Genomic DNA, 25955 nt, shown 5'->3' with positions numbered 1-25955 from the left:
GCGGTGCGAGGCGCGGGGGCGCCGGGCCGGTCACGAGGAGCCGTCGGCCGTGCCGCTCCCTCCCTGTTGTTTCTGCTGAAGCTTGCGCAGCAGTTCCTTCTTCTGCGCCTGCGGGTCGTCCCCGCCGCCGATCCGGCCGTTCCGGCCGCCGCCGCGCAGCGCCTTGCGACCGAGGTTCCGGCGGGTGCCGCCGACTCCGAGCATGTTTCCGCCGCTTCGGGCCATGGTGGGGCTCCTCTCAGTTCCGCGTATAAACGAGACGTATCGTCTCGGTAAATCGACTCTCCCAGGGTCCGGCGAGACGCTCCGTCTTGTCAACCTGATAAATTCGAGCCATGGCAGCCCAGAAGTCCGCTCAGCCCGCACCCAACTCCACCCGCCGGAGCGAGAAGTCCCGTCGGGCCATCTACGACGCCGCCCTCGCCCTCGTCGGGGAGGTCGGCTACCCCAGGACCACGATCGAGGGCATCGCCGCCCGCGCCGGCGTCGGCAAGCAGACGATCTACCGCTGGTGGTCGTCGAAGGCGGACGTCCTGCTGGAGGCATTCCTCGACCTGAGCGAACAGGCGTCCCGGGACGCGGGCCCGGAGTACGAGTTCGCCATCCCGGACACCGGCGACCTCGCCGCCGACCTCAAGGCCGTCCTGCGCCTCACCGTCGACCAGCTCCAGGACCCCCGCTTCGAGATCCCGTCCCGTGCCCTGGCCGCCGAGGGCGTGGTCAACGAGGAACTCGGCCGCATCTTCACGGCCAAGCTCCTCCAGCCCTCGCTCCAGCTCTACGTCGACCGGGTGCGCGCAGCCCAGGAGGCCGGCCAGGTCCGCCAGGAGATCGACCCGCGCATCGCCCTCGAACTCTGGGTCTCCCCCCTGGCCCAGCGCTGGCTGCAGTACACGGGCCCGATCTCCTACGCGTACACCGACACCCTCGTCGACTACGCCCTCCACGGCATCGCCCCGCGCACGGTTGGGGCGTAAATCCCGCCAAAGCAGCGCATTGCCGCTGATCCAGGTGCTGTGTACTCCTCGCCCCACCTGGCCCGGTTGTCCGCTAAGGCCCCCCGAAGCGCACGATGATGGGACCATAGGGCATGCTGTTCCGCACGACAGCGAGGCGAGGGGATAGATGAGCGCGGAGTTGGGCGGTCGGACCGGCCTACAGGGCAAACTCTCCCAGTGGCTGCGCGGACGCCGCCCCAAGGAGGCCGCCGGGGACGGGGGCCGGGAGGACCTGCTGCTCGCCGCCGCGGCGGTGGGACTGCCTCTCTCGCCCGCCGCGCACCCGGCCGGTTACCGATGTTCCTGTGACCGCGTCGGATGCCCCACCCCCGCCCGGCACCCGGTGTCCTTCGCCTGGCAGACGCAGTCCACCACCGACCGCGGCCAGATCGAGCGCTGGGCCCGCCATCAGCCGCAGGCCAACTTCATCACCGCCACCGGCATGGTGCACGACGTCCTGGACGTGCCGGTCGAAGCCGGGCGCGAGGCGCTGGAGCGGCTGCTCGGCGCCGGTATCGAGGTCGGCCCGGTCGCCGAGAGCGACGACGGCCGTCTGCTGTTCTTCACCCTCACCCGCGGTACGCCCGAGGACGAGGACGAGTGGTGGCCCTGCGAGCTGGACTGCCACCCCGAGACCATGGACGAGCACCCGGGACTGCGCTGGCACTGCCGCGGGTCCTACGTCCTCGTACCGCCGGCGCAGCTGCCCGGTGAGGACCAGACCGTGCACTGGGTACGCGGCCTGGAGCACCCGCTGCCCGACCCGCTCAGCCTGCTCGAGACCCTCACCGACGCCTGCGCCCGCTACGTGGGCGAGGAGCCCGACCACGTCTCCACGGCCTGGCCCCTCCGCCACTGAGCCACCGTACGAACGGCGCGAGCCGTCCGTACGGACGGCGACTACTCGCCCTTCGCCGACGTCATGCCCTGGGTCCGGCCGAGGACCTGCACCTTGCCCGAGCCCTTCGGGTCCAGGGCCACCCCGTTGGAGATGATCTCCACGGTGAGCGACTGCTTTATCTCACCGGTCGTCAGCGCCAGCACCGCCTTGTCCGTGGCGGGGAAGGCGGTACCGGTGGCGGCGGTCTCCTTCTGGTAGTAGCGCGAGCTGAAGAACACCAGCGCCCCGCCGTCCTTCGTGCGCAGTGCCAGCGGCGCGAAGTCGCCGCTCGTCAGCGGCTCGTCGATGAACTGCCTGACCAGGCCCGGCCGCACGGCGTCCTTCGCCCGCTTGGCGCGCCACCCGCTGGTGTGCCGGCCGTCCGCGAAGGTGTCCCCGCCGTCCTTGAGGAAGTCCACGTAGTCCTTGCTCAAGTCCTCGGGCGCCACGGCCAGTTCGGTCGAGTTCGCGGGGACGGCCTCGGCCCAGCCGTCCTTGTCCGTCTTGAACGCCGGTACGTCAGTGGGCGCCATCAGCGTCAGATAGGACGCCTCCCACGGGGCGGTCAGGCTGTTCCGGCTGAACACGAAGACCCAGCGCGCGGTGCCGCCCTTGTTGGCGGCCGCGTCGGCCACGAACCAGCGCGGCCAGCCCGCCTTCTTCGGGATCGTGAACTTGGGGTCCGACAGTTCCAGCGGCGTGTGCGCCGCGTTGCCGTCAGGACTGACCGCCTTGCCCGCCTTCAGCCGCGCCTCGTCGATGGCACCGAAGGCGCCCTTGACATAGCCGGCGTCCAGGGAGCTGTCGTAGGCCTTGTCGGCCTTGTTGTACGCGGCTGTGAACTGCTGGAGCGCCTTGGCGGCCTCCGCCCTGGTGGTCGAGGGGAGCACTTCCTTCTCCCCGTGGACCACCACGCATCCGCTTGCCGTCAACGACAAAGCGGTCAGCGATGCCGCTATCAGTGCGCTCCGGTCAAGCCTGCGGAGCCTTCGAGGGCCGCGATCCCTGCTCATCAGGTGCCTTCACCTTCCCCTTCCCGGAGGCGAACCCTACCGGTGCGAGGAAGAGCGCGAGTGTCGGGACCAGGTACAGCAGCCACACCGTGACCTGGACGACGGTCGGGTCGGGCTGGAAGTTGAAGATGCCCTTCAGCAGCGTGCCGTACCAACTCGACGGATCGACGGTGTCGCTGATGTCGAAGGCCCGGTTGCCGAGGCCCGGCAGCCAGCGCGCTTCCTGGAGGTCGTGGACGCCGTACGCCAGCACGCCCGCCGCCACCACGACCAGCAGGCCGCCGGTCCAGGTGAAGAACCTGGCGAGGTTGATGCGCAGGGCGCCGCGGTAGAACAGCCAGCCCAGGACGATCGCCGTGACGATGCCGAGGGCGGCGCCGACCAGCGGGCGCGGGCTGCCGTCGCCGGCCGCGCGCACCGACGCCCACACGAACAGGGCCGTCTCCAACCCCTCCCGGCCGACGGCCAGGAACGCGGTCGCGACCAGCGCGCCCGTGCCCATCCGCAGGGCCGCGTCCAGCTTGCCGTGCAGTTCCGCCTTCAGGTGCCGGGCGGTGCGCCGCATCCAGAACACCATCCACGTCACCAGTCCGACGGCGAGGATCGACAAGGACCCGCCGAGGGCCTCCTGCGCCTCGAACGTCAGCTCCTGCGAGCCGAATTCGAGCGCGCAGCCGAAGCCCAGCGCGAGGGCGAGGGCGACGCCGATGCCGGTCCAGATGGGCCTGAGCGCGTCCCGGCGGTCCGTCTTCACCAGGTAGGCGATGAGGATGCAGACGACGAGGCTGGCCTCAAGACCTTCGCGCAGGCCGATCAGGTAGTTGGAGAACATCGGTCCTCACGCCTCCTCGGAGAACAGCGTCCGGCCCCACCAGTCGTCCTTGTCGCGGACGCCGGGCGGGATCGCGAAGAGCGCCGAACCCACGTGCTGGATGTACTCGTTGAGCGAGTCGAGCGCCAGATTGCGCTGGATGCGGATGAACCCGGTGCGCGGGTCCCGCTGGTAGGCGAGGAAGAACAGGCCCGCGTCCAGGCGGCCGAGACCGTCGGTGCCGTCGGTGAAGGAGTAGCCGCGGCGCAGGATCGTCGCCCCGTCGTTGGAGGCGGGGTGCGCGAGCCGGACGTGGGCGTCGGGCAGCATCGCCTTCAGGAACGGCTCGTCGCGCTCCTTGGCCTTGCCGACCGGGGCGCCCTCGCCCTTGTCACGGCCGAAGATGTCCTCCTGCTCCTGGAGCGAGGTGCGGTCCCACGTCTCGATGTGCATGCGGATACGCCGGGCGACGAGGTACGAGCCGCCGGCCATCCACCCGGGACCGTCGGAGGGGTCCACCCACACGAACTTCTTCAGCCGGTCCGTCTCCGTCCCCGCGATGTTGCGGGTGCCGTCCTTGAACCCCATGAGGTTGCGCGGGGTCTGCTCGTCGGGCGTCGTCGACGACGTCTTGCCGAAGCCGAGCTGGGACCACTTGATGACGACCTTGCCGAAGCCGATGCGGGCCAGGTTGCGGATGGCGTGCACGGCGACCTGCGGATCGTCCGCGCAGGCCTGGACGCACAGGTCGCCGCCGCTGCGGTTCTTGTCGAGGTTGTCGCCGGCGAACTTCGGCAGCTCGGCGAGGGCTTCGGGGCGGGCGTCCGCGATGCCGAACGCCTCGCCGTACTTCTCGAAGAGGGACGGCCCGAAGCCGATCGTCAGCGTCAGCCGCGACGGCTTGAGGCCCAGCGCCTCACCGGTGTCGTCCGGGGGCGCCTCGGCCAGCCCGCCGTACGCGCCCTCGCCGACCGCGTGCCCGGCGGTCATCCGGCGCGCGGCCGTCGTCCAGTCCTTCAGCATCCGCACGAACTCGGCACGGTCATCGGCCTTCACGTCGAACGCGGCGAAGTGCAGCCGGTCCTGCACGGGCGTGGCGATGCCGGCCTGCCGGTCGCCGTGGAAGTCGATCGCGGCGCCCGTCGCGGCGCCCGCCGGGTCGACGTCGTTGCCCGTACGGGTCATCGCGACCGCACCGCCGGCCGTGGCGGCGCCGAGCGCGAGCCCGGCTCCGCCCCAGCCGATCAGCGCACGCCGGGACGGGGACGGTGAACCGCCGGTCGAGGTCTCGGTCATGGGGTGCCCCTACTTCGCGACGACGGCGGCGGCGAGCTTGGACAGCGGCTCCGCGAGGGCGTTGACGCCGTCCGACAGCACCTTGCGGTCGGCGTCGCCGACCTTGTCGTACGAGGTGAAGTCGTACGACGCCTTGTCCGCGCGGTACTTGTCGAGCAGCGTGTTCAGCGCGCCGAACTGCTTGTCGAGCTCGGTGACCAGCGCCGGGTCGTTCTCCTTGGCGACCGGCTTGAGCAGCTCGTACGCCTTCTCGGCGCCCTCGACGTTGGCCTTGAAGTCGACCAGGTCGGTGTGCGAGTAGCGCTCCTCCTCGCCGGTGACCTTGCCGGTGGCGACCTCGTCGAGCAGCTCCTTGGCGCCGTTGGCCATGGAGGTCGGGGTGATCTCGGCCTTGCCGACCCGCTTCTGCCAGTCCTTCAGATCGGTGACGAGCTGGTCGGCGAGCTGCTTCTCCCGGTCGCCGATCTTCTTGTCCTGCCAGAGGGCCTTCTCCAGGCGGTGCCAGCCGGTCCAGTCCGTGGCCGGGTCCTGGCCGGCCTTCAGGCCGTCCTCGCGGACGTCGACCTTCGGGTCGATGTCGCCGAACGACTCGGCGACCGGCTCGGTGCGCTCCCAGCCGATACGGGAGATGGCGTAGGCCTTCTTCGCGGCCTCGACGTCACCGTCCTTGACGGCCTTGGCGAACGCCTCCGCCTTCGGCAGCGTCTCGTCGGCCTGTGCCTGCGTGTACGCGCGGTAGGCGGCGACGGCCTTGTCCAGCCGCGGGTCGCGCTTGGCGGCCGCGCCCTCGCCGGTGGCCTTGACGGTCTGCCGGATGCCGTCGCCCTTCATGCCGGGCTTGCAGGCGATCGTGTAGTCGCCCGCCTTCACCTCGGCGGTGACGGTCTGCTTGGTGCCGGGGCCTATGTTCTCCCGCTCGGTGACGATGCGGTCGTCGGGGAAGAGGACGTAGACCTCGGTGACCTTGGAGCCCTTGTTCTCGATGGCGAGTTGGACGTGCCCGGCCGGGAACTCCTTCTTCGACACCTCGCACTTGTCGTCCGTGGAGGTCACGTTGACGACCCGGTCGCCACCCGCCGAGCTGCCCTTCTCGGTGCACCCCGTGACGGCGGCGAGGGCCGCCACGGTGGCGGCAGCGGCGACGGCGGAGAGTCTGGCGGGGCGCATGAGGGCTCCAGAAGGGTGGCCGGAAAGTGTGCGTGACGGGCCTCACACAGCAAGAAGGTGAGGCTCACCTAACGCACCTAAGGATTACCTAAGTGGCCAAAAACAACCCCATAGAGAAGTCAAAGGAAGGTCAAAGGTTGCGCCGCGGGGTCACCAGGACCGCTCCTGTTCGGGGATGCGAAAGCACTTCGACGGGCTGGTCGTAGACCTCCGACAGCAGCCGCTCCGAGAACACCTCGGCCGGCGGCCCGTCCGCCGCGACCCGCCCGGCGCGCAGGATCGCGACCCGGTGCGCGTAGGCCGCCGCGAGCCCCAGATCGTGCAGCACGACCACCACCGCGTCCCCGGCCCGCGCCCGCTCCCGGCACAACCGCAGCACCAGCTCCTGGTGCTTGAGGTCCAGCGCCGCGGTCGGTTCGTCGAGCAGCAGCAACGGGGCCCGCTGGGCCAGCACGCGGGCGAGCGCGACCCGGGCCCGCTCACCGCCGCTGAGCGCGGAGAACGGCCGTACGGCGAAGGCGCTCACCTCGGTGGCGGCCATGGCCTCGGTGACGGCGAGGTCGTCCTCGGTGGGTGAGGTGTCGTGGGGTGCGCGGCCCATCCGCACGACCTCCTCGACCGTGAAGGGGAAGGAGAGCGCCGCCGACTGGGGGAGTACGGCGCGACGGAGGGCGAGTTCGGGCGCGGACCAGTCGGACGCCGGGCGGCCGTGGATCCGTACGACGCCCTCGGCGGCCGGGAGGTCGGCGGCCAGGGCGCTCAACAGGGTTGATTTTCCAGCCCCGTTGGGCCCGACGAGGGCGAGGACCTCGCCGGCGCGGACGGTGACGGATACGCCGTGCAGTACGGGGCGGGCACCGAGACGAACGTGGAGCGACTCGGCGGTGGCGAGGATGTCGCCGGGTTCGGTGGGGGCGGGGGGAACTGCGCGAGGGCGGAGAAGTCTCATGGGAGGGTTCCTTCTCGAGAAGGGGGGCGGGGGAACCTAGGGGCGCGGGGCTGTGTCGATTCGCGGCTCCGCCGCGCGGGCGCGATCAACCTCCACACACCCGCACTCGGCATGCGACCCTCAGGCCCACCCCCCTTGCCGCCGCCGGGTCCGCCGCAGCAGCCAGAAGAAGAAGGGGCTGCCCAGCAGGGCCGTGAGCACCCCGAGTGGCAACTCCGCGGGCGCCGCCACAGTCCGCGCGGCGACATCAGCCGCGAGCAACACCACCGCCCCGCCCAGCGCACTGCCCGGAATCAGGAACCGATGCCCCGGCCCCGCCGCCATCCGCAGCAGATGCGGCACGACGAGGCCGATGAAGCCGATGACCCCGGAGACGCTCACCGCGGCCGCCGTCAGCAGCGCGACGACCAGGATCAACGCGACCCGCATCCGCTCCACGTCCACGCCCAGATGCCGGGCGGGCCGGTCGCCGAGGGCGAGCAGGTCCAGTCGGCGGGCGTACAGCGGCGCCACCGCCAGCCCCACCACCGCGCAGGGCAGGACCGCCGTCACCTTGGGCCAGGTGGACTGGGCGAGGGAGCCGAGCTGCCAGAAGGTGATCTGGTTCACCGCGGCGGTGTCCGCGAGGAAGATGAACAGGCCGATGAGCGCCCCGGCGAAGGCGTTCACCGCGATGCCCATGAGGATCAGGGTCACGACCTCCGTACGGCCGCTCGACCGGGACATCGCGTACACCAGCAGGACGGTGCCGAGACCGGCGACGAAGGCCATCGCGGGGAGGGTCCAGTTGCCGAGGAAGGTCAGCCCGAGCGAGATGGAGGCCACCGCTCCGACCGCCGCGCCCAGGGAGACGCCGATGGTGGCCGGCTCGGCCAGCGGGTTGCCGAACACGCCCTGCATCAGCGCTCCGGCGCACCCCAGCGAGGCGCCGATGAGCAGCGCGAGCACGATCCGGGGGAAGCGCACGTTCCACAGCACCGACTCGGCGACCCGGTCCGACTCGCCGCCGCCGAGGCCGGCTTTGTGCTGCACGGAGGCCAGGACGTCCCCGAGGGGGACCGGGTAGGCGCCGATCCCCGCGGCGACCGGGACGAGGATGAGGAGGGCGACGCCCATGCCGACGGCCAGCAGCCAGGCGACGGTGTGCCGACCGCGCGGCGGCGCTGCGGCCACGGCCTCGGGCGCGGCCTTCTCCAGTACGGTCATACCGCGGATCCCCCTCTTGTACAGCCGTCTTCAGCTGGGAAAAGCTTAGGTTAGCCTTGCCTTTGTTGTCACTGGTGTGCGAGTCGGCCGAAGGGGTCACCGAGGGGCACGGGCACCACTTGCCGACGGAGCCGCCACCTGGGACGACCTCGCCGCCCGAGTGATGTTTCAATTCCCCCGTGACTGACTACGACGTCCTCCGCGTCTTCTGTGGACCGACCGGTGGATACGGCAACGAACTCGGCGTCGTCCGCGAGGGATCGGTGGTCCCCGAGCGGAGCGATCGGCAGGCGCTCGCGGCGAAGCTGGGTTTCAGCGAGACCGTGTTCGTCGACGACCCCGAGCGCGGGGTCATCGACATCTACACACCGACCTCGCGCCTGCCCTTCGCCGGGCACCCCTGTGTCGGTACGGCCTGGCTGCTCGACGTGCCCGAACTGGTCACCCCGGCGGGTGTGGTGGGCGCGCGGCTGGACGGGGAGTTCAGCTGGATCGAGGCGCGGGCGGAGTGGGCGCCGCCGCGCACGCTGCGGCGGTACGCGACCGCCGCCGAGGTGGACGGCCTCGCCGTGCCGCCGCCCGGCGAGTGGATCTATGCCTGGGCCTGGGAGGACGAGGCGGCCGGCCGGGTCCGGGCCCGGGCCTTCCCCGGCCGCGGTGACGGCATCGACGAGGACGAGGCCACGGGTGCGGCGGCGCTGCTCCTCACGGACCGCCTGGGCCGCGCCCTCAACATCACGCAGGGCGCCGGGTCGCAGATCCTCACGGCACCGCAGCCGGCGGGCTGGGTGGAGGTCGGCGGCCGGGTGTTCCTGGAGCGCTGAACCTCAGGCGCTCAGCGGAAACTCCTCACCCAACGCCCTGAACACCGCAGTGTTCAGGGCGAACGCGTTCTTGCACTCCGTCACGATCCGCTGCTTCTCCAGGTCGTCCGCGCGGACGCCGTCCAGCAGCTCGCGGTAACCCCGCTTGAACGCGGCCGGGTTGGCGATCTCCTCGAAGACGTAGAAGCGGACCCCGTCGCCCTTGCGCGTGAAGCCCCAGGTCCGCTCCGCCTTGTCGCGGATGATCTGGCCGCCGGAGAGGTCGCCGAGGTAGCGGGTGTAGTGGTGGGCGATGTACCCGGCCGGCCAGTCCTCGGCGCACTCCCGCACCCGGTCCGCGTAGGCCCGGGTGGCGGGCAGCGCGGACACTCCCGTCCGCCATCGCGGACCCCGCAGATGCGCCAGGTCCCGCTCCAGCGAGGCCAGCCGGAACAGCTCCGGCTGGATGAACGGACTCGTCACGGGGTCCGACGCCAGCCGCTCGGCACCGGCCTCCAGCGCCTCGTACACGAACCACAGCTGCTCGGTGTAGCGCGCGTACGCGTCGACGCCGAGCCGTCCGCCGAGCAGGTCGCTCATGAACGTCGAGGTCTCGGCCTCCACGTGCTGTTCATGGGACGCGGTGCGGATGAGTGTCGAGAAGGACTCCATGGGCACATCCTCTAAGGTAAGGCTTACCTAAGTCAATAGCTTGCCGACACCCTGTCGGTAAAAGCGTACAAGAGAAAGCCCGCCCTGACAGGGCGGGCTCGAAGACCGGTACGGTGCTCGGCACTCAGGGCAGCGTGAGGATCTCCGCTCCCGTCTCCGTCACCACCAGCGTGTGCTCGAACTGCGCGGTGCGCTTGCGGTCCTTGGTGACGACCGTCCAGCCGTCGTCCCACATGTCGTACTCGTGCGTCCCCAGCGTCAGCATCGGCTCGATGGTGAAGGTCATCCCGGGCTGGATCACCGTCGTCGCGTGCGGGCTGTCGTAGTGCGGGATGATCAGGCCCGAGTGGAAGGACGAGTTGATGCCGTGACCGGTGAAGTCACGGACCACGCCGTAGCCGAAGCGCTTCGCGTACGACTCGATGACGCGGCCGATGATGTTGATCTGGCGGCCGGGCCTGACCGCCTTGATCGCGCGGTTCAGGGACTCCCGGGTGCGCTCGACGAGCAGACGGCTCTCCTCGTCCACGTCGCCGACCAGGTACGTCGCGTTGTTGTCGCCGTGCACCCCGCCGATGTACGCCGTCACGTCGAGGTTGACGATGTCGCCGTCGCGCAGAACCGTGGAGTCCGGGATCCCGTGGCAGATGACCTCGTTGACGCTGGTGCACAGGGACTTCGGGAAGCTGCGGTAGCCGAGCGTGGACGGATAGGCGCCGTGGTCGCACATGTAGTCGTGCGCCACCTTGTCCAACTCGTCCGTCGTGACACCGGGCGCGATCAGCTTCGCCGCCTCGGCCATCGCCCGCGCGGCGATACGGCCGGCGACGCGCATCGCCTCGACGGTCTCCGGGGTCTGCACCTCCGGACCCGTGTACGGCGTCGGCGCGGGCTTGCCGACGTACTCGGGGCGGCGGATGTTTCCCGGCACGGAACGGGTGGGGGACAGCTCCCCTGGGACGAGCAGTGACTGGCCAGACATGCCAGCGAGTCTAACCAGCGGGCATGGGGGAACATGTCGGTGGCGAGAGGAGCCGGACATGGCCTTGTTCAAGAAGCGCGCGGTCGGCAAGCCGGGGGAGTGGTACTACTGCCTCGTCCACAAGAAGGTCGAGGAGGGGCCGGAGTGCCCCGCCAAGGACCGCTTCGGGCCGTACACCACCCGGCAGGAGGCCCAGCAGGCGATGGACCTCGCGCGGGAGCGCAACCTGGAGTGGGAGAACGATCCCCGGTGGCACGACGCCGCCGCGGGCCCGGCGGACGACGACTGATCAGCCCTCCGTCGCCGGTGCCGCCGTCGGCGCCGGTACGGCCGCCGCCCGCTGCTGTCGCAGCCGTACCGCGTGCTCGTTCGTCCGCGCGTCGTACGTCATGAGCTTCGGCAGGCACAGCGCAAGCAGCCCCACCGCGCCCACGCACAGCAGCCCGCCCGACCAGACGGACGCCCGGACGCCCTGCCACGCGGCGACCCCGCCCACATAGGTCTGGCCCAGCTGCGGGCCCACCGAGTACGACAGCAGTTCGATCCCGGCGAGCCGGCCGCGCAGCTCGTCCGGGATCGTCTGGTTCCACATCACCCCGCGGAAGATGCCGCTGACCATGTCGGCCGCGCCGCCGAGCGTCAGGAACAGCAGCCCCAGCCACACGTTGGTCCAGCCGCTGGTCAGGCTCACCAGCATCGCGCCGGCCGGGACGGCCGCGTACTCCCCAGTGCCTCAAGGGCCTGGGGGACCCCCATGCCCAAGTGCCCAGGGCGCGTCCAACTCGTCCGCGAGGAAGGGCAGTACGGCGAGCGGCATCGCGAAGAGCATCGCCGCGATGTCGATGACGTAGGTGCCGAGGAGCTCCTTGCGGCCCCAGGCGTAGCGGGCGCCCTCGGCGATGGCCTTCAGGGACGGCTTCGCGGCCTCGTGCGAGGCGGGGGAGGAGGCGAGGCCCGCAACGAACAGCACGGAGACGACGAAGGTCACCAGGTCCGCGGCGTATGCCCAGCCGAGCCCCGCGTACGCGACGACCACGCCGGCCAGGGCCGGGCCCGCGACACCGCCGACCCGCCGGCGCAGCGCGTTCAGCGAGGCGGCGGCCGGGAGGTGGTCGTGGGCCACGATCCGGGGCAACAGGGCGTCCAGGGCGGGGCGTTGGACCGACACGAGCGCGGAGGACAGGGCGGCGACGACGTACAGCGGCCAGATGACGGGGCTCGGCAGCAGCGCGTTGACCAGCAGCGCCGCACTCAGCACCGGCTGCCCGGCCTCCGTCCACACGATCAGCTTCCGCTTGTCGAGCGCGTCGGCGAGCGCGCCCTCGTACAGCCCGAACACGACCAGCGGCACCAGCTCCACGGCCCCGATCGCCCCGACCGCGGCCGCGGACCCGGTCAGTTCCTTGATCTGCACGGGCAGCGCGACGAAGGTCAGGAAGCTACCGAAGGAGGCAAGCGGTTCTGCGGGCGTCGTGGGGTCCGGCACCGGCCGGCCCGCGGTCACCAGCCGGCGGGCGGCGGTGCCGTCAGTGAGTCCGCGAGGCGGGAGAGGCGGTCGCGGAAGCGCCGGCGCCCCCTCGCTGAAGGCAGCGCGTTCTCCCCGGCGGCCGCGCTCACCAGGTGCTGCACGGTGTCCAGGTCCAGCTCCGCACCCCGCGGTACGGCGAGCGTCTCGTGGGCCATGGCCGCCAGTTCCCCGTCGCCGGAGCCGAGCACCAGCACCGTCGCCCCGGCCCGCCGGACGTCGTGCACCCGTTCCAGGAGCGGGGCCCCGGGCTTTCCCCCACCCTCGAATTCGCTGGAGCGGGGGAACCCCCATGGCGCCACCACCAGCAGCGTCTCGCCGCGCCGTGCCGCCGCCAACCGCCCCAGGCCGACCGCCAGATGCGCGGGATCGCCGGCCCTCGGGTCATGCCGTACGAGGGTCGGGGCCAGCTCCGGCGTCCCCGACCACGCGGCCTCGTCCACCAGGTGGGCCGCCAGATGCCACGGCTCGTAATCCGGCGTGCCGACCAGCAGCAGCCCGCCCCGGTGTGCCACCGCCGACGCCCGCAGCGCCCCCGCGAACCGCCGGGTGGCTCCCAGCCACTCGGTTCCGGCGAGTACTTCGCGCAGCAGCGCGACACGTACGGCGTCCATGCGCCCGCATCCTGCCGCAACCGGCCACTCGTGACCCGGAGTTCACCACGAATTCGCCCAACCTGGGCAGAGAGACCGGTTGTCCCGCACAACAGTCCGTGCACCGCGGTCATTCGAGGAGCCTCATGGCAGAGACCAGCGTCCCCTTCCGCGCCGGCCGCGAGGGCTACGCGAGCTTCCGCATCCCGGCCGTCGTCGCCACCGCCGGTGGCACCCTCCTCGCGTTCTGCGAGGGCCGGGTCGGGTCCGCCGGCGACGCCGGGCACATCGACATCGTGCTGAAGCGGTCGACGGACGGCGGCCGCACCTGGGGCCCGCTCACGGTCGCCGCCGACAACGGCAGGCACCTCGCCGGCAACCCCGCCCCCGTCGTCCTCGACACCGGCCGCGTCCTGCTCGTCCACCTCCGCAACCACGCCGACGCCACCGAGGCCGCCATCCTGCGCGGCGAGGTGAGCGACGCCGACGGCCGCCGGATCTGGGTGTGCCACAGCGACGACGACGGAGTCACCTGGTCGAGCCCGAAGGAGATCACCGCGCAGGTGAAGCGTCAGGGGTGGCGCTGGTACGCCACCACGCCCGGCCACGCGATCCAGCTGAGCACCGGCCGCGTCGTCGTCCCCGCCAACCACACGATCCCGCCAGCCGGCGCCGACGTCGGCAACGAGGCCAAGTACAACAGCGGCCACTGTCTGCTCAGCGACGACCTGGGCGCCACCTGGCGCATCGGCTACGTCGACGAGAACACCAACGGCTACATCAACGTCAACGAGACCACCGCCGCCGAACTCCCCGACGGCCGCGTGTACTTCAACACCCGCAACGACTCCCCGTCCCCCGGCAACCGCGCCGACGCCCACTCCGCGGACGGCGGCGCGACCCTGGTGAAGCCCTTCCGCCCGCAGGCCGGCCTGTCCGCCCCGGTCTGCGAGGGCAGCGTCCTGCAGCTCCGCGACCCCGACGTCCTGCTCTTCTCCAGTCCCGCCGACCCGGCCGTCCGCGCCCTGATGACCGTCCGCGCCTCCACCGACGGCGGCGTCACCTGGCGCTCCGCGCACACGGTGGACGGGCTGCCCGCCGCTTACTCGGATCTCGTACGGATCGACGACGCGACGGTGGGACTCCTCTACGAGACCGGCGACTTCGGCGCGTACGAGACCGTCACCTTCCGGCGGGTGCCCGTGACGGACCTCACCTGAGCGGTGGGGGAGGCCCCGGGAGGCGTGCGGGCGGCCGACGTAAGGTCGGCCCATGACCTCTACCGACAGTGCACAGCAGCCCGCCGGGACCCCCGCGAAGGCCCCGGCCAAGGACCCCTGGGACCTGCCCGACGTCTCCGGGCTCGTCGTCGGCGTGCTCGGCGGGACCGGGCCGCAGGGCAAGGGCCTCGCCTACCGGCTGGCCAGGGCCGGGCAGAAGGTGATCATCGGTTCGCGGGCCGCCGACCGCGCCCGGACCGCCGCCGACGAACTCGGTCACGGCGTCGAGGGCGCCGACAACGCCGAGTGCGCGCGGCGCAGCGACATCGTGATCGTCGCCGTGCCGTGGGAGGGCCACGGCAAGACCCTCGAATCCCTGCGCGAGGAGCTGGCGGGCAAGCTGATCGTCGACTGCGTCAATCCGCTCGGCTTCGACAAGAAGGGTGCCTACGCGCTGAAGCCGGAGGAGGGCAGCGCCGCCGAGCAGGCCGCCGCCCTGCTGCCCGACTCGCGGGTGACGGCTGCCTTCCACCATCTGTCGGCGGTGCTGCTGGAGGACCCGGAGATCGACGAGATCGACACCGACGTCATGGTGCTGGGCGAGGTCCGCGCCGACGTCGAGATCGTCCAGGCACTGGCCGGCCGTATTCCCGGCATGCGCGGCATCTTCGCGGGGCGGCTGCGCAACGCCCACCAGGTGGAGTCGCTGGTCGCGAACCTGATCTCGGTGAACCGGCGCTACAAGGCGCACGCGGGACTGCGCGTCACGGACGTGTGAGGGATGGGGGACACTGGTCGCCGTAGCAGTGTCCCCCGAAGGAGCCGACCGAAATGCCCCGCCTTGGTATCTACGCCCTGATCGTCTGTCTGCTGGCCGTGGCCGCGGCCGTGATCTCCTTCGCGCAGGGCAGCTGGCTCGGGATCGTCTGGGTGCTGCTGGCCGGGCTGTCGTCGAACATGGCCTGGTACTACGTCAAGCGCGCCAAGGACGAGCGGCGGGGCTCCGTCACCGGCTGACCGAGCAGAACTCGCTGGTGTCCTGCCAGAAGCGGTACAGGCTTTCGCCGCAGTAGCGGTCCAGGCCGTGGACGCCCAGGTTGTCCAGCACCGTGTAGATCAGCTGGAAGAACTCCCGGTTCACCGCGGGGAGCATGAGCAGCGCGAACACGAGCAGCAGGCCGAACGGGGCGAACGGCTCCACCTGGCGCTTGACGCTCTGTGACAGCCAGGGCTCGATCACGCCGTAGCCGTCCAGGCCCGGGACCGGCAGGGAGTTCAGGATCGCCGCCGTGACCTGGAGCAGCGCGAGGAAGGCGAGCGCGAACCGGAAGTGCGCCGGGACGCCGTCCAGGGCGTCCAGCCAGAACGGGGCGGTGCACACGAGGGCGAACAGCACGTTGGTCAGCGGCCCGGCCGCCGAGATCAGACTGTGCCGCCAGCGCCCGCGGATCCGCCCGTGCTCGATGAAGACGGCACCGCCGGGCAGACCGATGCCGCCCATGATCACGAAGATGACCGGGAGCACGATGCTGAGCAGCGCGTGCGTGTACTTCAGCGGGTTGAGCGTCAGGTAGCCCTTCGCGCCGACCGAGATGTCGCCGCTGTGCAGGGCCGTACGCGCGTGTGCGTACTCGTGCAGGCACAGGGACACGATCCAGGCGGCCGTCACGAACAGGAAGACGGCCAGGCCCGGCTGCTCGGCGAACCCGGTCCAGGTGGCCCAGCCCGTCACGGCCGTGACGGCCAGGATCCCCAGGAAGACGGGGCTGATCCGCCGGTCGCTGCGGCGGGTGAGAGCGGTGGTCATGAGAACGGGCTCCTGGGGACGGGAGGGCGGGGACGGGACGTCGGGCCTGCCCGACCGTACCGGGCGCACGGGGAAAACGTCTCGCGGTGGGCCGGTGGTTCCGGAGAAGGTGGGGCCATGGGGCTCTGGCATGTGTTCTACGCCGACTGGCAGATGGAATGTTGCGGTACACCGTTCTCGCTGGGGGACGAGGTGAGCTGGCCGCTGCTGCTCAGCGACGCCGACGGGGTCCTGGGCGGCGGCTGGCTCGACCGGCTCGCCGAGATCGCCGGTCCGGTGGAGGACGTACCGAGGAGGGCGGGCACGGCCCGCGTGGTCCGCGAGGGGGCGGGGCTCACGGCGGGCCTGAGCGAGGACCCGGTCGACCTCGTCCCCGGGGAGGACCTGGGCGAGGTGGAGCCGGGGGACCGGATCCGCCGGGCCGGGCTGCTCACGGTCGAGTCCCACTGCGGCGTCGACCTGCCCGACACCCGGGGCCGGGTTCGCGCGATCCAGGTCGTCGCGCAGGGCTTCGCCGAGGTGGTGCCGGGCTCCGGCACCTGGGAGCCGGTCGCCGGGGAGCGGTCACTGCGGCCGGTACGGGAGTGCCCCAAGTGGTTCGCGGAGGCCGACGCGGGCGTCCTCGTGACGCTGGAGGTACCTCGGACGGACTCCCGGCTGTCGTACGCCCTGCGGGAGCACCGCGGCATCCCCCACGAGGGCGCGGCACCGGGCGCCGAGACGGAGGGCCTGCCGCCCGAGACCCTGGCGGCCGTACTGGAGATCCTCGGCAGGGCCCCGTCAGGAGGGCCGGGAGGCACCTAGCGCCCCCTGGAGCCCGCCCCAGGGGTACGGGGGCCGGATCGAGAGGCGCGCCCCGCCAGCCGCCAGCCGCCAGCCGCCAGCCGACCCGCCTCGCACCCCAACCCCGTGCCCCTCGCCGAACCGACCGGAGACAATGGACCCCGTGCGCTATCGCATCCTCGGCACCACCCAGGCAGTCCGCCCCGACGGCAGCCCCGTTCCGCTCGGCGGGGCACGTCTGCGTGCCCTTCTGACCGTGCTCGCGTTGCGCGGCGGCCGGGCCGTGCCGGCGAGCATGCTGGTCGACGAGGTGTGGGAGGCAGGGCCGCCCGCCGACGCCACGGGCGCGTTGCAGGCGCTCGTCGGCCGGTTGCGGCGGACGCTCGGGGCGGACGCGGTCGTCTCGGCGGACGGCGGATACCGTCTCGCCGCCCTCCCCGACGACATCGACCTGCACCGGTTCGAGCGGCTCGTCGGCGAGGGCACGCGCGCGTTGGCCGACGGCGACCCCGCCAAGGCCGCCGTCGCCCTCGACGACGCCCTCGCGCTCTGGCACGGCCCCGCCCTCGCCGACCTCCCCGACCGCACCGCGGAGGCGTCCCGCCAGGAGGCCCGGCGCCTCGACGCCCTGCGCGCCCGCCACACCGCCGCCCTCGCCCTCGGCCACGCCGAACAGTCCCTGCCCGAGCTGACCGCCCTGTGCGACACCCACCCCCTGGACGAACCCCTCCAGGCGCTGCGCCTGCGTGCCCTGCGCGACGCGGGCCGCACGGCGGAGGCGCTGGCCGCCTACGAGGACGTACGACGACTCCTGGCGGACCGGCTCGGGTCGGATCCGGGGCCCGAACTGCGGTCGCTGCACGGGGAGTTGCTCCGGCCGACGCGAGGCGTGCACGGGGGCGCGGCCGGCCCGGGTGCGCGCGCCGGGCTCGGATCCGCCCGTCCTTCGGCGCACGCCGACCGCGGCGGGCCCGAGGCCCGGACGACCGGCGGGGCCGCACGGCGTCCGGCACCCGCCGACGACGTCGCGGGACTGCTGGGCGCCCCGGCCGGCCCCGGCGCTCCCCCCGATGCCGCCGCTCGCCCCGCGACCGCGAGCACGCCCGACACCTCGCACACCCCCGGCGCCCGCCCCACCCCGACCCTCGCCGCCCGCTCGGACGCCGTCGCTCCACCCGCCACCCCGCACCCGCCCCCCGGCAATCTCCGTGCCCGCCTCACCTCCTTCGTCGGCCGCGAGGCCGACATCGAGGCCATCCGCGGCGACCTCGCCGGCGCCCGGCTCGTCACCCTGCTCGGCCCCGGCGGCGCCGGGAAGACGCGGCTGTCGCAGGAGGCCGCCGAGAGCGTGCGGCACGGCGCGCCGGACGGGGTGTGGCTGGTCGAGCTCGCGCCGGTCGACGACCCCGCGGCCGTACCCGAGGCCGTCCTCACGGCGGTCGGTGCCCGCGAGACCGTGCTGTACGGCGCAGGGGCCGAGGCCATGCGCGCCGGAGCGGAGCGGCCCGACGACCCGGTCGAGCGGCTCGCCGAGCACTGCGGCAAGCGCCGGATGCTGCTGATCCTCGACAACTGCGAGCATGTCGTCGAGGCCGCCGCCCGCCTCGTGGCGGAGCTGCTGGAGCGCTGCCCGGAGCTGACGGTCGTGGCCACCAGCCGTGAACCCCTCGGCGTACCGGGGGAGTTGCTGCGCCCCGTCGAGCCGCTGCCCGAGCCGGTCGCGCTGCGGCTGCTCGCCGACCGGGGCGCCGCCGCCAGACCCGGCTTCCGCGTCGACGCCGACGAGGCGACCGCGGCGGCCTGCACCGAGATCTGCCGGCGCCTGGACGGCCTCCCCCTCGCCATCGAGCTCGCCGCCGCCCGGCTCCGCATGCTGACGCCACGCCAGATCGCCGACCGGCTCGACGACCGGTTCCGCCTGCTGACCTCCGGCAGCCGTACCGTACGGCCCCGTCAGCAGACCCTCCGGGCGGTCGTCGACTGGTCCTGGGAGCTGCTGGACGAGGACGAACGGGACGTGCTGCGGCGGCTGTCCGTCTTCGCGGGCGGCTGTGACCTCCCCGCCGCCGAGGCCGTCTGCGGGCTCGCCGCCCTCGACACGCTCGGCTCCCTCGTCGACAAGTCCCTGGTGGTGGCCGCGCCCTCGGCGGACGGCGCGATGCGCTACCGGCTCCTGGAGACCGTCGCCGAGTACGCCGCCGAGCGCCTCGACGAGACGGGACGGCGCGCCGAGGCCGAGCGCGCGCACCTGACGTACTACCGCGAACTCGCCCGCTCCACCGACCCGTTGCTGCGCGGCCACCGCCAGCTCGACGCCATCCAGCGGCTGGAGCGCGAGTACGAGAACCTGCGGACAGCCCTGCGCCACGCCCTCGCCGACCGCGACGAGCAGGAGGGGCTGTGCCTGGTCCTGTCGCTGGCCTGGTACTGGCAGATGCGCGATCTGCGGATCGAGGCCCGCAACTGGTCCCGCGAGGTGCAGACCCTCGGCGCCGACCCGTTCCCCGATCCGCCGCGCCGCGCGAGGCCGGTGTGGGAGCGGTGCACGGACACCCCGCCCCCGTGGACCGGAGAGGTCCTCGAAGAGGCCCGGCGGGGTGTCCATCTCGTCCACCTCGCCTGCATGGACACCGAGCTGGACGCCTGGCAGACCCCCGCGGCGCAGACCAAACTGCGTGCCATCGCCGCCACCTACGAGCCGGGCATGCCGCAGACCTGCCGTCTCCCCGGATCCTTCTGGCTCTTCGCCGTCATGCTGACCGGGGACATGGAGCGGCTGCGGACGGTCACCGACGCCAACGTCCGCACCTCCCGCGAGACGCCCGGCTACGACTGGGAGCTCGCCGCGAGCCTGCACTGGCGCGCCAACCTGCTCGCCAACCGCAGCGACTGGGCGGGTGACGCCACCCGTGACGCCGACGAGGCGCTGGAGATCTACGAGCGCCTCGGTGATCTGTGGGGCACCGCCGAGGCCCTGTCCGCGCGCGCCGAGGCATGTGAGCGCAAGGGCGACTGGGAGTCCGCCGCCGCCAACTACCAGGCGGCGATCGAGCGCGCCGAACGGCTCGGCGCCCGCGCCCAGGTGTCGGTCCTCAGCGCCCGCCTCGGCGGTGCCCTGATGGAGAACGGCGAGTCCGAGCGCGGTGAACGCCTGCTGCACGAGGTGATCGCCCGGCAGGACGGCGCGCGCAACGAGGCGATGCCGGCCGCCCGGATGTTCCTCGCCGGCCACCTCGGCACGACCGGCCGCATCCCCGAGGCGCGTGAGCAGCTCCGGCTGCTGCGCGCGGAGTTCTCCGTCGCCGGCTTCGTCGTCTTCGACGCCTTCATTCTCGGCTCGGAGGCCTGGCTGGAAGCCGTCGACGGGTGCTACGAGGCGTGCCTGCGCAAGACCCGCCGGGCCCTGGAGCAGGCCGCGGACCCGCTGTCCCTGGCCATCGCGCCCACCATGCGCACCCTGTTCCTGCATATCGCCGCCGTCGCCCTCGCCGCCGTCGACGACGGCGGCCGCGCCCGTGACGGCGCCCTCTGCATGGGCGCCGGGGACGCGCTGCTGCCGTCCGGCCATGCCCCGACGGCCCTGGAGCGCGGGACGCGCGAGCGGGCCACGCGCGGGCTGCGCGCCATGCTCGGGGACGAGGCGTACGAGGCGGCGTACGCGGAGGGCGGCGGCCTCTCCCCCGAGGAGGCCGCCGCACTGGTCTGACGCGGCCGGCGAGCCGGTCAGCTCTTCGTACGGAACTTGTGGATCGCGATCGGTGCCATGACCGCCGTGATGGCCACCGACCAGCCCAGCGTGACCCACAGGTCGTGCGCGACCGGGCCGCCCACCATCAGGCCGCGCGCGGCGTCCGCGAGCGTGGACAGCGGGTTGTAGTCGGTGAAGGCCTGGAGCCAGCCCGGCATCGACGTCGTCGGCGCGAAGATCGACGAGCCGAACTGGAGCGGGAACAGCACCAGGAAGCCCATCGCCTGCACGGACTGCGCGTTCTTCATGATCACGCCCAGGGTGAGGAACACCCACATGATCGACGAGGCGAACGCCGTGGACAGGGCCACCGTCGCGAACAGCCCCGGCCAGTTGGTGATGTCGAACCCGACCGCCACGGAGACGATCATCAGCACGGTGGTCGCGAACAGCATCCGCAGCAGCTCCACCGAGATCTTCGCGAAGAGCACCGAGCCGCGCCCGATCGGCAGGGACCGGAAGCGGTCCATGACACCGGAGTTGAAGTCCTGGCTGAAGCCGGTGCCGACGCCCTGGGACAGCGTCATGCTCATCATCGCGATCATGCCCGGGATGACGTACTGCACGTACTGGTCCTGACCGCCGCCGAGCGCCTGCCCGATCGAGCCGCCGAACACGAACACGAACAGCAGGGTGAAGATGACCGGCATCAGCAGCGCGTCGGCCATCGACTCCGGGTCCTGCCGGATCCATAGCAGGTTGCGGCGGACGAGGGCGCCGGTGTGCCGCAGATGTCCGCGCAGCGTGATGCGGGCGTCGGCGGAGCCGGCGGGGGCGGTGGAAAGGGGGGCGGCGCTCATACGGCGACCTCCTCGCGGGCGTCGGCGGGCATGACGTCCTGCGGGGCACTGGCACGGTGGCCGGTGAGCGACAGGAACACCTCGTCCAGGCTGGGCAGTTCGGTGGTGATGGAGGCGAGCGTGACGCCCTGCGCGGTGACCGCGCCGACGATGGCGGTGAGCTGCTCGTCGCTGAGCACCGGGACGAGCAGGGTGCCGGTCTCGGTGTCCACGGTGGTGGTCGCCAGGCCGGTGATGCCGAGCTCGTCGAGGTAGCCGGCGAGGGGCCGCAGCTGGAGGGCGTCGGCCGGCCGGATCCGCAGGGTGCGCCCGCCGACCTTGGCCTTGAGTTCCTCGATGCGGCCGCCCGCGATGACCTTGCCCCGGTCGACCACGGTCAGCTCGGAGGCGAGCTGCTCGGCCTCCTCCATGTACTGGGTGGTCAGCAGCACGGTCACCCCGTCCCCGACCATGGCCTTGACCTCGTCCCACACCTCGTTGCGGGTGCGCGGGTCAAGGCCGGTGGTCGGCTCGTCGAGGAAGAGGACGGCGGGCCGCCCGATCATGGAGGCGGCCAGGTCGAGCCGCCGCCGCATGCCGCCGGAGTAGGTCGAGGCGGGCCGCTTGGCCGCCTCGGTCAGTGAGAACCGCTCCAGCAGCTCATCGGCACGCGCGCGTGCGTCCTTCCGGGGCAGATCGAGCAGCCGCCCGATCAGGTACAGGTTCTCCCACCCCGGAAGCTTCTCGTCCACGGAGGCGTACTGTCCGGTGAGCCCGATCACCCGGCGCAGCTGCCGAGGCTGCCGTACGACGTCGTATCCGGCGACGACGGCCTGTCCCGCGTCCGGTGCCAGCAGCGTGGACAGGATCCGCACCAAGGTGGTCTTCCCGGCCCCGTTCGGCCCGAGGACCCCCATGACGGTGCCCTCCCGCACATCCAGATCCACGCCGTCCAGCGCCTTGGTCTCGCCGTAGTGCTTGACCAACCCCCGTACCGAGACGGCCGTGCTCGCACCGCCAGGGTTCTTGTCGATTCGCGTCATGGGAACGACGGTGTCAGGCCCCACCGACAAACCACCGACAGCTCACCGACACGACCGACACCCGACCGACAGGGCCTGACGGCACTCCCTGGGGGCCCGAGGGGGCCCCTTGGGCCCCAGGGGCGCGGGGCTGTATCGATATGCGGCTCCGCCGCGGGGCGCGACCAGCCACGGCGGCGCAGCACCCGACAGACCCCGGACCGCGGCAAATCCGTAGTCGAACCCTTGGCGGAAAGGCGTCAGTGCCGAACAGCCTCGACCCGCTCCGGAACATGCCCGGCAACCACACGCTCCCGCGCTCCCTGCGGAGCGACACGGTCCACCGCGTACGCGACCGACGCCACCCCCAGCCCGAGCACGGCCAACGCGGCACCCACCAGCGCCGGAGACGTCACACCGAACCCGGCGGCGAGGGCGAGGCCGCCGATCCAGGCGCCGCCGGCGTTCGCGAGGTTGAAGGCCGCCTGGTTGGCGGAGGAGGCCAGGGACGGAGCCGACGACGCCTTCTCCATCACCATCAGGTTGAGCGGGGAGCCGGTCACGAACGCCGCCATGCCGAGCAGCGCCACCGCCAGGGCCGCGCTCCACGCCGTGGACATCAGGAGCGGGAACAGGGCCAGCACCGCGGCCAGCGAGAGCAGACCGCCGAACAGCGTCCTGCGCATCGAGTGGTCCGCGAGGCGCCCGCCCAGCAGGTTGCCGACGGTCGCGCCCACACCGAACAGCGCCAGCAGCACCGTCACGCTGGCGTCGGCGTACCCGGCGGCGTCGGTCAGCATCGGCGTGATGTAGCTGTACGCCGCGAAGAGCGCGCCGAAGCCCGCCACCGTGGTGCCGAGCGCCAGCCACACCGGCAGGGAGCGCAGCGCGGCCAGCTCGCCGCGCAGACCCGCGGCCGGAGCGGCGTGGGCCTCGCCGCGGGGGATGAGCAGCGCCAGCGCCGCCATCGCGGCCAGGCCGATCGTGCTCACGCCGAGGAACGTCGCCCGCCAGCCGAGGCTCTGCCCCATCAGCGTGGCCACGGGCACGCCCGCGACGTTGGCCATCGTCAGGCCCAGGAACATCAGCGACACGGAGCGGGCCTTGCGCTCCGGCGCGACCATGCTCGTGGCCACGACCGCGCCGACGCCGAAGAAGGCGCCGTGCGGCAGACCGCTCAGGAAGCGGGCGGCCACCAGCCAGTGGTAGTCGGGGGCGAAGGCCGACAGGGCGTTGCCCGCGACGAACAGGGCCATGAGGCCGATCAGGACCGTGCGGCGCGGCATTCGTGCCGTGACCGCCGCCAGCAGCGGGGCGCCGATGACGACGCCCAGCGCGTACGCCGAGACCAGGTGCCCGGCGGTGGGGATCGAGATGTCCAGGTCGTTCGCGACTTCGGGCAGGAGGCCCATCATCACGAACTCGGTCGTACCTATGCCGAAGGCGCCGACGGCCAGGGCGAGCAGGGCCAGGGGCATGAAAAGAGCCTGTGCCTTTCAGGGGGTCGAGAGCAGAGTTCCGAACTTGTATGTTCAGTTACGGAACAAAGCCTCTCAGGCTCAGTATTCCGGCAGCTGACGATCAGGTTACCGAGACCCGTCCGGACCCGGCCGTCCCGTGCCCGACTGCTGGCTGACCAGGGGTTTTCCGGGGTGCGTCAGGAAGCGGATGTGTCGACCTTCACACGCGCCGCCACCGGCAGATGGTCACTCCCGGTCTCCGGCAGCGTCCACGAGCTCATCGGCTCGACGCCCTTCACCATGATCTGGTCGATCCGCGCCATCGGGAACGACGCCGGCCAGCTGAACCCCATCCCGCTGCCCGAAGCGCCCTGCGCGGAGCGCATCTGGGCGGTGACGGCGCGCAGGGCGCGGTCGTTCATCGTGCCGTTCAGGTCGCCGAGCAGGACGACCTTCCGGAGCGGCTCGTCGGCGATGGCCTCACCCAGCGCGTTGGCGCTCTTGTCGCGCTGCCGGGCGGTGAACCCGGCCTCCACCTTCACCCGCACCGACGGTAGGTGGGCGACGTACACCGCGACCTGCCCGGACGGCGTGGTCACCGCGGCCCGCATGGCACGGACCCAGCCCAGCTTGATGTCGACCGGCTTGACGCCGCTCAGCGGGTACTTGCTCCACAGCCCGACGGTGCCCTGCACCGAGTGGTACCTGTACGTCGCCCCCAGCGCCTTCTCGTACGTCGGGACCGCCGCCGTCGTCAGCTCCTCCAGGGCCACGACGTCCGCGCCGGACGCGGCCACGTCCTGGGCGGTGCCGGCCGGATCGGCGTTGTCGGCGTTGACGTTGTGCGTGGCCACCGTCAGGTCGCCGCCGCTGCCGGTCTTGTCGGAGAGCTGGCCGCCGAAGAGGTTCAGCCACACGATCGCCGGGAGCAGCACGGCGATGAGCGCGGTCGCGGACTTCCGCACCAGGGCCAGCAGGACCAGCACCGGGACGCCCAGGCCCAGCCAGGGCAGGAACGTCTCGGTCAGACTGCCGAGGTTGCCGATCGCGTTCGGGATCTTCGCATGCAGCCCCATCACCAGGGCGAGGATCACCGCGAGGGCGGCCAGTACGAGTCCGCGACGCCAGACGCGCCGGTCGCCGCGCCAGCCCGCCGCCAGGCCCTTCAGGAGGTTCGTCAGGCGCCGGAGCCCGGATTCCCGGCGCTCGGGACCCGAGCCGCCGTTGTCCGTCTCCGTCACGTACGCCTGCTGCGCCATACCGTCGCCTCACTACCTGCCGTGCACACCGTCGTCCCCCCGCGCCCACAGAAACCCTAGGGGATGATCGGTTCCGTTCCTGCCGTACTGATGACGGCCGTACGGGGGCGAGGACGTACAAGTCGCCTGTGGGAGTTCCGGTCACGGTGAGGGAAAGCGCGCTCTGTGACGAAACGCGCACATGCGATCTACGGGGTGCGTGAACTGACGGGTCGTAGACCTTCGAGCACGGCGTCGGCCATCTGCTCCGCCAGTCCTTCCGGAAGGCCGGCGTCCGGGCGCATGACGGCACGCACCAGCATCGGACCGAAGATCATGTCGTTCATCACGTCGACATCGATGTCCGTGCGCAGTTCGCCGTTCTCCTGCCCGCGGCGCAGGATCGCGTGCTGTTTGCGGCGGCGCGGCTCGACAACGATCGCGTGGTAGGCGTCCCAGATCTTCGGGGTGCTCTTCATCTGGGCGATGACGTTGTGCAGGAGCGCCGACGAACGGGTCATCAGACCGCGCCTGCGCAACTGCTCCAGCAGCGCCACGAGATCGTCGCGCACCGAGGTGCCGGGCAGTTCGGGGTCCGGGGGTTCGGCGGCGCGCACGACGTCGACGAACAGCTCCTCCTTGCCGCTCCAGCGGCGGTAGATGGTGGCCTTGCCCACGCCCGCGGTACGGGCGATGCGCTCGATGGAGAGCTCCGCGAGCGGCACGCCGTCCTCCAGCAGCTTCAGGATGCCCTCCACGATGGCCCGTTCCACGGCCTCGCTGCGGGGGCGGCCCCTGACCGGGCCGTCCGGCCGGGGCTGGCTGTCGGCGAGGCTCACTTGGTTCGGTCCTTTCCGTGGGCTGTGCTGATTCTCCCCCGGGTACGGCATCGGGGGGGACGCGGGGGCGGTTGGCGGGTGCGGGGGGGCCCAATCCTCCCCGGCGGACACCCAACCCCCCTCTTCCTCCTCCTCCTTGGGAACCACCCGTCCCCCCACAAGGA

General features: G+C 71.9%; 25 protein-coding genes and 1 pseudogene. 9 read left to right on the top strand and 17 right to left on the bottom strand.

Annotation, left to right across the window (positions count from 1 at the left end; genetic code table 11):
- Window positions 1–30: 30 nt before the first annotated feature.
- Window positions 31–225 (bottom strand): DUF6243 family protein, encoded by a 195-nt coding sequence (locus tag ACFU95_RS14240; protein ID WP_383826676.1) that lies wholly within the window; start codon window positions 223–225, stop codon window positions 31–33.
- A gap of 110 nt (window positions 226–335) precedes the next feature.
- Here ACFU95_RS14240 and ACFU95_RS14235 point away from each other — a divergent pair, with 110 nt between their 5' ends.
- Together ACFU95_RS14235 and ACFU95_RS14230 are read left to right on the top strand one after the other, a co-directional pair.
- Window positions 336–977 carry a TetR/AcrR family transcriptional regulator gene (locus tag ACFU95_RS14235; protein ID WP_383826673.1) on the top strand — a complete coding sequence of 214 codons (642 nt, stop codon included), beginning with the start codon at window positions 336–338 and terminating at the stop codon, window positions 975–977.
- Between the two features lie 148 nt (window positions 978–1125).
- On the top strand, window positions 1126–1857 hold the full coding sequence (locus ACFU95_RS14230) for a bifunctional DNA primase/polymerase (protein WP_383826670.1): 732 nt from the start codon (window positions 1126–1128) through the stop codon (window positions 1855–1857).
- A 41-nt stretch (window positions 1858–1898) separates the two neighbouring features.
- On the opposite strand, the gene ACFU95_RS14225 is transcribed toward ACFU95_RS14230, so the two are convergent.
- The 6 genes from ACFU95_RS14225 to ACFU95_RS14200 form a co-directional block, all read right to left on the bottom strand.
- Complete coding sequence (locus ACFU95_RS14225; RefSeq protein WP_383826667.1) at window positions 1899–2891, bottom strand: hypothetical protein; 993 nt, start codon at window positions 2889–2891, stop codon at window positions 1899–1901.
- Window positions 2851–3723 carry an iron uptake transporter permease EfeU gene (gene efeU / locus ACFU95_RS14220; protein ID WP_383826664.1) on the bottom strand — a complete coding sequence of 291 codons (873 nt, stop codon included), beginning with the start codon at window positions 3721–3723 and terminating at the stop codon, window positions 2851–2853. Before efeU ends, ACFU95_RS14225 begins: the two co-directional genes overlap by 41 nt.
- A gap of 6 nt (window positions 3724–3729) precedes the next feature.
- Entirely contained in the window at window positions 3730–4998 is a 1269-nt protein-coding gene (gene efeB / locus ACFU95_RS14215) for an iron uptake transporter deferrochelatase/peroxidase subunit (protein ID WP_383826661.1), read from the bottom strand.
- 9 nt (window positions 4999–5007) lie between these two features.
- Window positions 5008–6165 carry an iron uptake system protein EfeO gene (gene efeO / locus ACFU95_RS14210; RefSeq protein ID WP_383826658.1) on the bottom strand — a complete coding sequence of 386 codons (1158 nt, stop codon included), beginning with the start codon at window positions 6163–6165 and terminating at the stop codon, window positions 5008–5010.
- Window positions 6166–6295: 130 nt separating this feature from the next.
- Window positions 6296–7114: a heme ABC transporter ATP-binding protein gene (locus ACFU95_RS14205; protein ID WP_383826655.1), complete on the bottom strand. Its 819-nt coding sequence runs from the start codon at window positions 7112–7114 to the stop codon at window positions 6296–6298.
- 120 nt (window positions 7115–7234) lie between these two features.
- Window positions 7235–8320 carry a FecCD family ABC transporter permease gene (locus ACFU95_RS14200; protein WP_383826652.1) on the bottom strand — a complete coding sequence of 362 codons (1086 nt, stop codon included), beginning with the start codon at window positions 8318–8320 and terminating at the stop codon, window positions 7235–7237.
- 179 nt (window positions 8321–8499) lie between these two features.
- Between ACFU95_RS14200 and ACFU95_RS14195 the strand changes: the two genes are divergently transcribed.
- The gene (locus ACFU95_RS14195) at window positions 8500–9144 is read left to right on the top strand and encodes a PhzF family phenazine biosynthesis protein (RefSeq protein ID WP_383826649.1); all 645 of its coding nucleotides are present in this window, start codon (window positions 8500–8502) and stop codon (window positions 9142–9144) included.
- Between the two features lie 3 nt (window positions 9145–9147).
- Here ACFU95_RS14195 and ACFU95_RS14190 read toward each other — a convergent pair whose 3' ends face one another.
- Both ACFU95_RS14190 and map read right to left on the bottom strand, forming a co-directional pair.
- Window positions 9148–9795, bottom strand: a complete 648-nt coding sequence (locus ACFU95_RS14190) for a heme oxygenase (biliverdin-producing) (protein ID WP_383826646.1) — start codon at window positions 9793–9795, stop codon at window positions 9148–9150.
- A gap of 124 nt (window positions 9796–9919) precedes the next feature.
- A complete protein-coding gene (gene map, locus ACFU95_RS14185; RefSeq protein WP_383826643.1) occupies window positions 9920–10777 on the bottom strand; it encodes a type I methionyl aminopeptidase in 858 nt (285 codons plus the stop codon).
- Window positions 10778–10835: 58 nt separating this feature from the next.
- Between map and ACFU95_RS14180 the strand changes: the two genes are divergently transcribed.
- The gene (locus ACFU95_RS14180; RefSeq protein ID WP_383826640.1) at window positions 10836–11066 is read left to right on the top strand and encodes a hypothetical protein; all 231 of its coding nucleotides are present in this window, start codon (window positions 10836–10838) and stop codon (window positions 11064–11066) included.
- On the opposite strand, the pseudogene ACFU95_RS14175 reads toward ACFU95_RS14180, so the two are convergent.
- Together ACFU95_RS14175 and ACFU95_RS14170 are read right to left on the bottom strand one after the other, a co-directional pair.
- Window positions 11067–12284 (bottom strand): annotated as a pseudogene (locus tag ACFU95_RS14175) (MFS transporter).
- On the bottom strand, window positions 12278–12916 hold the full coding sequence (locus ACFU95_RS14170) for a hypothetical protein (RefSeq protein WP_383826637.1): 639 nt from the start codon (window positions 12914–12916) through the stop codon (window positions 12278–12280). Before ACFU95_RS14170 ends, ACFU95_RS14175 begins: the two are co-directional and overlap by 7 nt.
- Window positions 12917–13041: 125 nt before the next feature.
- Between ACFU95_RS14170 and ACFU95_RS14165 the strand changes: the two genes are divergently transcribed.
- The 3 genes from ACFU95_RS14165 to ACFU95_RS14155 are packed head-to-tail and all read left to right on the top strand — an operon-like array spanning window position 13042 to window position 15132.
- Entirely contained in the window at window positions 13042–14115 is a 1074-nt protein-coding gene (locus ACFU95_RS14165; protein ID WP_383826634.1) for an exo-alpha-sialidase, read from the top strand.
- 52 nt (window positions 14116–14167) lie between these two features.
- Window positions 14168–14893 (top strand): NADPH-dependent F420 reductase, encoded by a 726-nt coding sequence (npdG, locus tag ACFU95_RS14160; protein ID WP_383826631.1) that lies wholly within the window; start codon window positions 14168–14170, stop codon window positions 14891–14893.
- Window positions 14894–14946: 53 nt separating this feature from the next.
- Entirely contained in the window at window positions 14947–15132 is a 186-nt protein-coding gene (locus tag ACFU95_RS14155) for a hypothetical protein (RefSeq protein WP_383826628.1), read from the top strand.
- Here the strand turns inward: ACFU95_RS14155 and ACFU95_RS14150 are convergent.
- Complete coding sequence (locus tag ACFU95_RS14150) at window positions 15122–15922, bottom strand: site-2 protease family protein (protein ID WP_383826625.1); 801 nt, start codon at window positions 15920–15922, stop codon at window positions 15122–15124. The two genes, ACFU95_RS14155 and ACFU95_RS14150, sit on opposite strands and share 11 nt — an antisense overlap.
- 117 nt (window positions 15923–16039) lie before the next feature.
- Here ACFU95_RS14150 and ACFU95_RS14145 point away from each other — a divergent pair, with 117 nt between their 5' ends.
- Together ACFU95_RS14145 and ACFU95_RS14140 are read left to right on the top strand one after the other, a co-directional pair.
- Window positions 16040–16726, top strand: coding sequence for a DUF6578 domain-containing protein (locus ACFU95_RS14145; RefSeq protein WP_383826622.1), 687 nt, complete (start codon window positions 16040–16042; stop codon window positions 16724–16726).
- A gap of 133 nt (window positions 16727–16859) precedes the next feature.
- On the top strand, window positions 16860–20411 hold the full coding sequence (locus ACFU95_RS14140) for a BTAD domain-containing putative transcriptional regulator (protein ID WP_383826619.1): 3552 nt from the start codon (window positions 16860–16862) through the stop codon (window positions 20409–20411).
- Window positions 20412–20428: 17 nt separating this feature from the next.
- On the opposite strand, the gene ACFU95_RS14135 is transcribed toward ACFU95_RS14140, so the two are convergent.
- From ACFU95_RS14135 to ACFU95_RS14115, 5 genes are all read right to left on the bottom strand, one after another.
- Window positions 20429–21253: an ABC transporter permease gene (locus ACFU95_RS14135; protein WP_383826616.1), complete on the bottom strand. Its 825-nt coding sequence runs from the start codon at window positions 21251–21253 to the stop codon at window positions 20429–20431.
- Window positions 21250–22275, bottom strand: a complete 1026-nt coding sequence (locus tag ACFU95_RS14130) for an ATP-binding cassette domain-containing protein (RefSeq protein ID WP_383826613.1) — start codon at window positions 22273–22275, stop codon at window positions 21250–21252. The genes ACFU95_RS14135 and ACFU95_RS14130 overlap by 4 nt, the downstream gene beginning before the upstream one ends.
- A gap of 239 nt (window positions 22276–22514) precedes the next feature.
- Window positions 22515–23732, bottom strand: coding sequence for an MFS transporter (locus ACFU95_RS14125; protein WP_383826610.1), 1218 nt, complete (start codon window positions 23730–23732; stop codon window positions 22515–22517).
- A 179-nt stretch (window positions 23733–23911) separates the two neighbouring features.
- Window positions 23912–24973 carry an endonuclease/exonuclease/phosphatase family protein gene (locus tag ACFU95_RS14120; protein ID WP_383826607.1) on the bottom strand — a complete coding sequence of 354 codons (1062 nt, stop codon included), beginning with the start codon at window positions 24971–24973 and terminating at the stop codon, window positions 23912–23914.
- 188 nt (window positions 24974–25161) lie between these two features.
- Window positions 25162–25791 carry a TetR/AcrR family transcriptional regulator gene (locus tag ACFU95_RS14115; protein ID WP_383826604.1) on the bottom strand — a complete coding sequence of 210 codons (630 nt, stop codon included), beginning with the start codon at window positions 25789–25791 and terminating at the stop codon, window positions 25162–25164.
- Between the last annotated feature and the right edge of the window lie 164 nt (window positions 25792–25955).

Source organism: Streptomyces sp. NPDC057623 (assembly GCF_042800355.1).
Taxonomy (GTDB): domain Bacteria; phylum Actinomycetota; class Actinomycetes; order Streptomycetales; family Streptomycetaceae; genus Streptomyces.
Note: the sequence above shows the minus strand (reverse complement) of the source record. Positions and strands in the feature narration are given on the sequence as shown.

Bases quoted from the DNA above. Each gene is read 5' to 3' on its own strand.
- ACFU95_RS14130 (WP_383826613.1), bottom strand. From the start codon at position 22,275: ATGACGCGAATCGACAAGAACCCTGGCGGTGCGAGCACGGCCGTCTCG.
- ACFU95_RS14235 (WP_383826673.1), top strand. From the start codon at position 336: ATGGCAGCCCAGAAGTCCGCTCAGCCCGCACCCAACTCCACCCGCCGG.
- ACFU95_RS14125 (WP_383826610.1), bottom strand. From the start codon at position 23,732: ATGCCCCTGGCCCTGCTCGCCCTGGCCGTCGGCGCCTTCGGCATAGGT.
- ACFU95_RS14230 (WP_383826670.1), top strand. From the start codon at position 1,126: ATGAGCGCGGAGTTGGGCGGTCGGACCGGCCTACAGGGCAAACTCTCC.
- npdG (WP_383826631.1), top strand. From the start codon at position 14,168: ATGACCTCTACCGACAGTGCACAGCAGCCCGCCGGGACCCCCGCGAAG.
- efeO (WP_383826658.1), bottom strand. From the start codon at position 6,165: ATGCGCCCCGCCAGACTCTCCGCCGTCGCCGCTGCCGCCACCGTGGCG.
- ACFU95_RS14120 (WP_383826607.1), bottom strand. From the start codon at position 24,973: ATGGCGCAGCAGGCGTACGTGACGGAGACGGACAACGGCGGCTCGGGT.
- ACFU95_RS14150 (WP_383826625.1), bottom strand. From the start codon at position 15,922: ATGACCACCGCTCTCACCCGCCGCAGCGACCGGCGGATCAGCCCCGTC.
- ACFU95_RS14190 (WP_383826646.1), bottom strand. From the start codon at position 9,795: ATGGAGTCCTTCTCGACACTCATCCGCACCGCGTCCCATGAACAGCAC.
- map (WP_383826643.1), bottom strand. From the start codon at position 10,777: ATGTCTGGCCAGTCACTGCTCGTCCCAGGGGAGCTGTCCCCCACCCGT.
- ACFU95_RS14180 (WP_383826640.1), top strand. From the start codon at position 10,836: ATGGCCTTGTTCAAGAAGCGCGCGGTCGGCAAGCCGGGGGAGTGGTAC.
- ACFU95_RS14225 (WP_383826667.1), bottom strand. From the start codon at position 2,891: ATGAGCAGGGATCGCGGCCCTCGAAGGCTCCGCAGGCTTGACCGGAGC.
- ACFU95_RS14200 (WP_383826652.1), bottom strand. From the start codon at position 8,320: ATGACCGTACTGGAGAAGGCCGCGCCCGAGGCCGTGGCCGCAGCGCCG.
- ACFU95_RS14145 (WP_383826622.1), top strand. From the start codon at position 16,040: ATGGGGCTCTGGCATGTGTTCTACGCCGACTGGCAGATGGAATGTTGC.
- ACFU95_RS14140 (WP_383826619.1), top strand. From the start codon at position 16,860: ATGGACCCCGTGCGCTATCGCATCCTCGGCACCACCCAGGCAGTCCGC.
- ACFU95_RS14135 (WP_383826616.1), bottom strand. From the start codon at position 21,253: ATGAGCGCCGCCCCCCTTTCCACCGCCCCCGCCGGCTCCGCCGACGCC.
- ACFU95_RS14165 (WP_383826634.1), top strand. From the start codon at position 13,042: ATGGCAGAGACCAGCGTCCCCTTCCGCGCCGGCCGCGAGGGCTACGCG.
- efeU (WP_383826664.1), bottom strand. From the start codon at position 3,723: ATGTTCTCCAACTACCTGATCGGCCTGCGCGAAGGTCTTGAGGCCAGC.
- ACFU95_RS14205 (WP_383826655.1), bottom strand. From the start codon at position 7,114: ATGAGACTTCTCCGCCCTCGCGCAGTTCCCCCCGCCCCCACCGAACCC.
- ACFU95_RS14170 (WP_383826637.1), bottom strand. From the start codon at position 12,916: ATGGACGCCGTACGTGTCGCGCTGCTGCGCGAAGTACTCGCCGGAACC.
- efeB (WP_383826661.1), bottom strand. From the start codon at position 4,998: ATGACCGAGACCTCGACCGGCGGTTCACCGTCCCCGTCCCGGCGTGCG.
- ACFU95_RS14240 (WP_383826676.1), bottom strand. From the start codon at position 225: ATGGCCCGAAGCGGCGGAAACATGCTCGGAGTCGGCGGCACCCGCCGG.
- ACFU95_RS14155 (WP_383826628.1), top strand. From the start codon at position 14,947: ATGCCCCGCCTTGGTATCTACGCCCTGATCGTCTGTCTGCTGGCCGTG.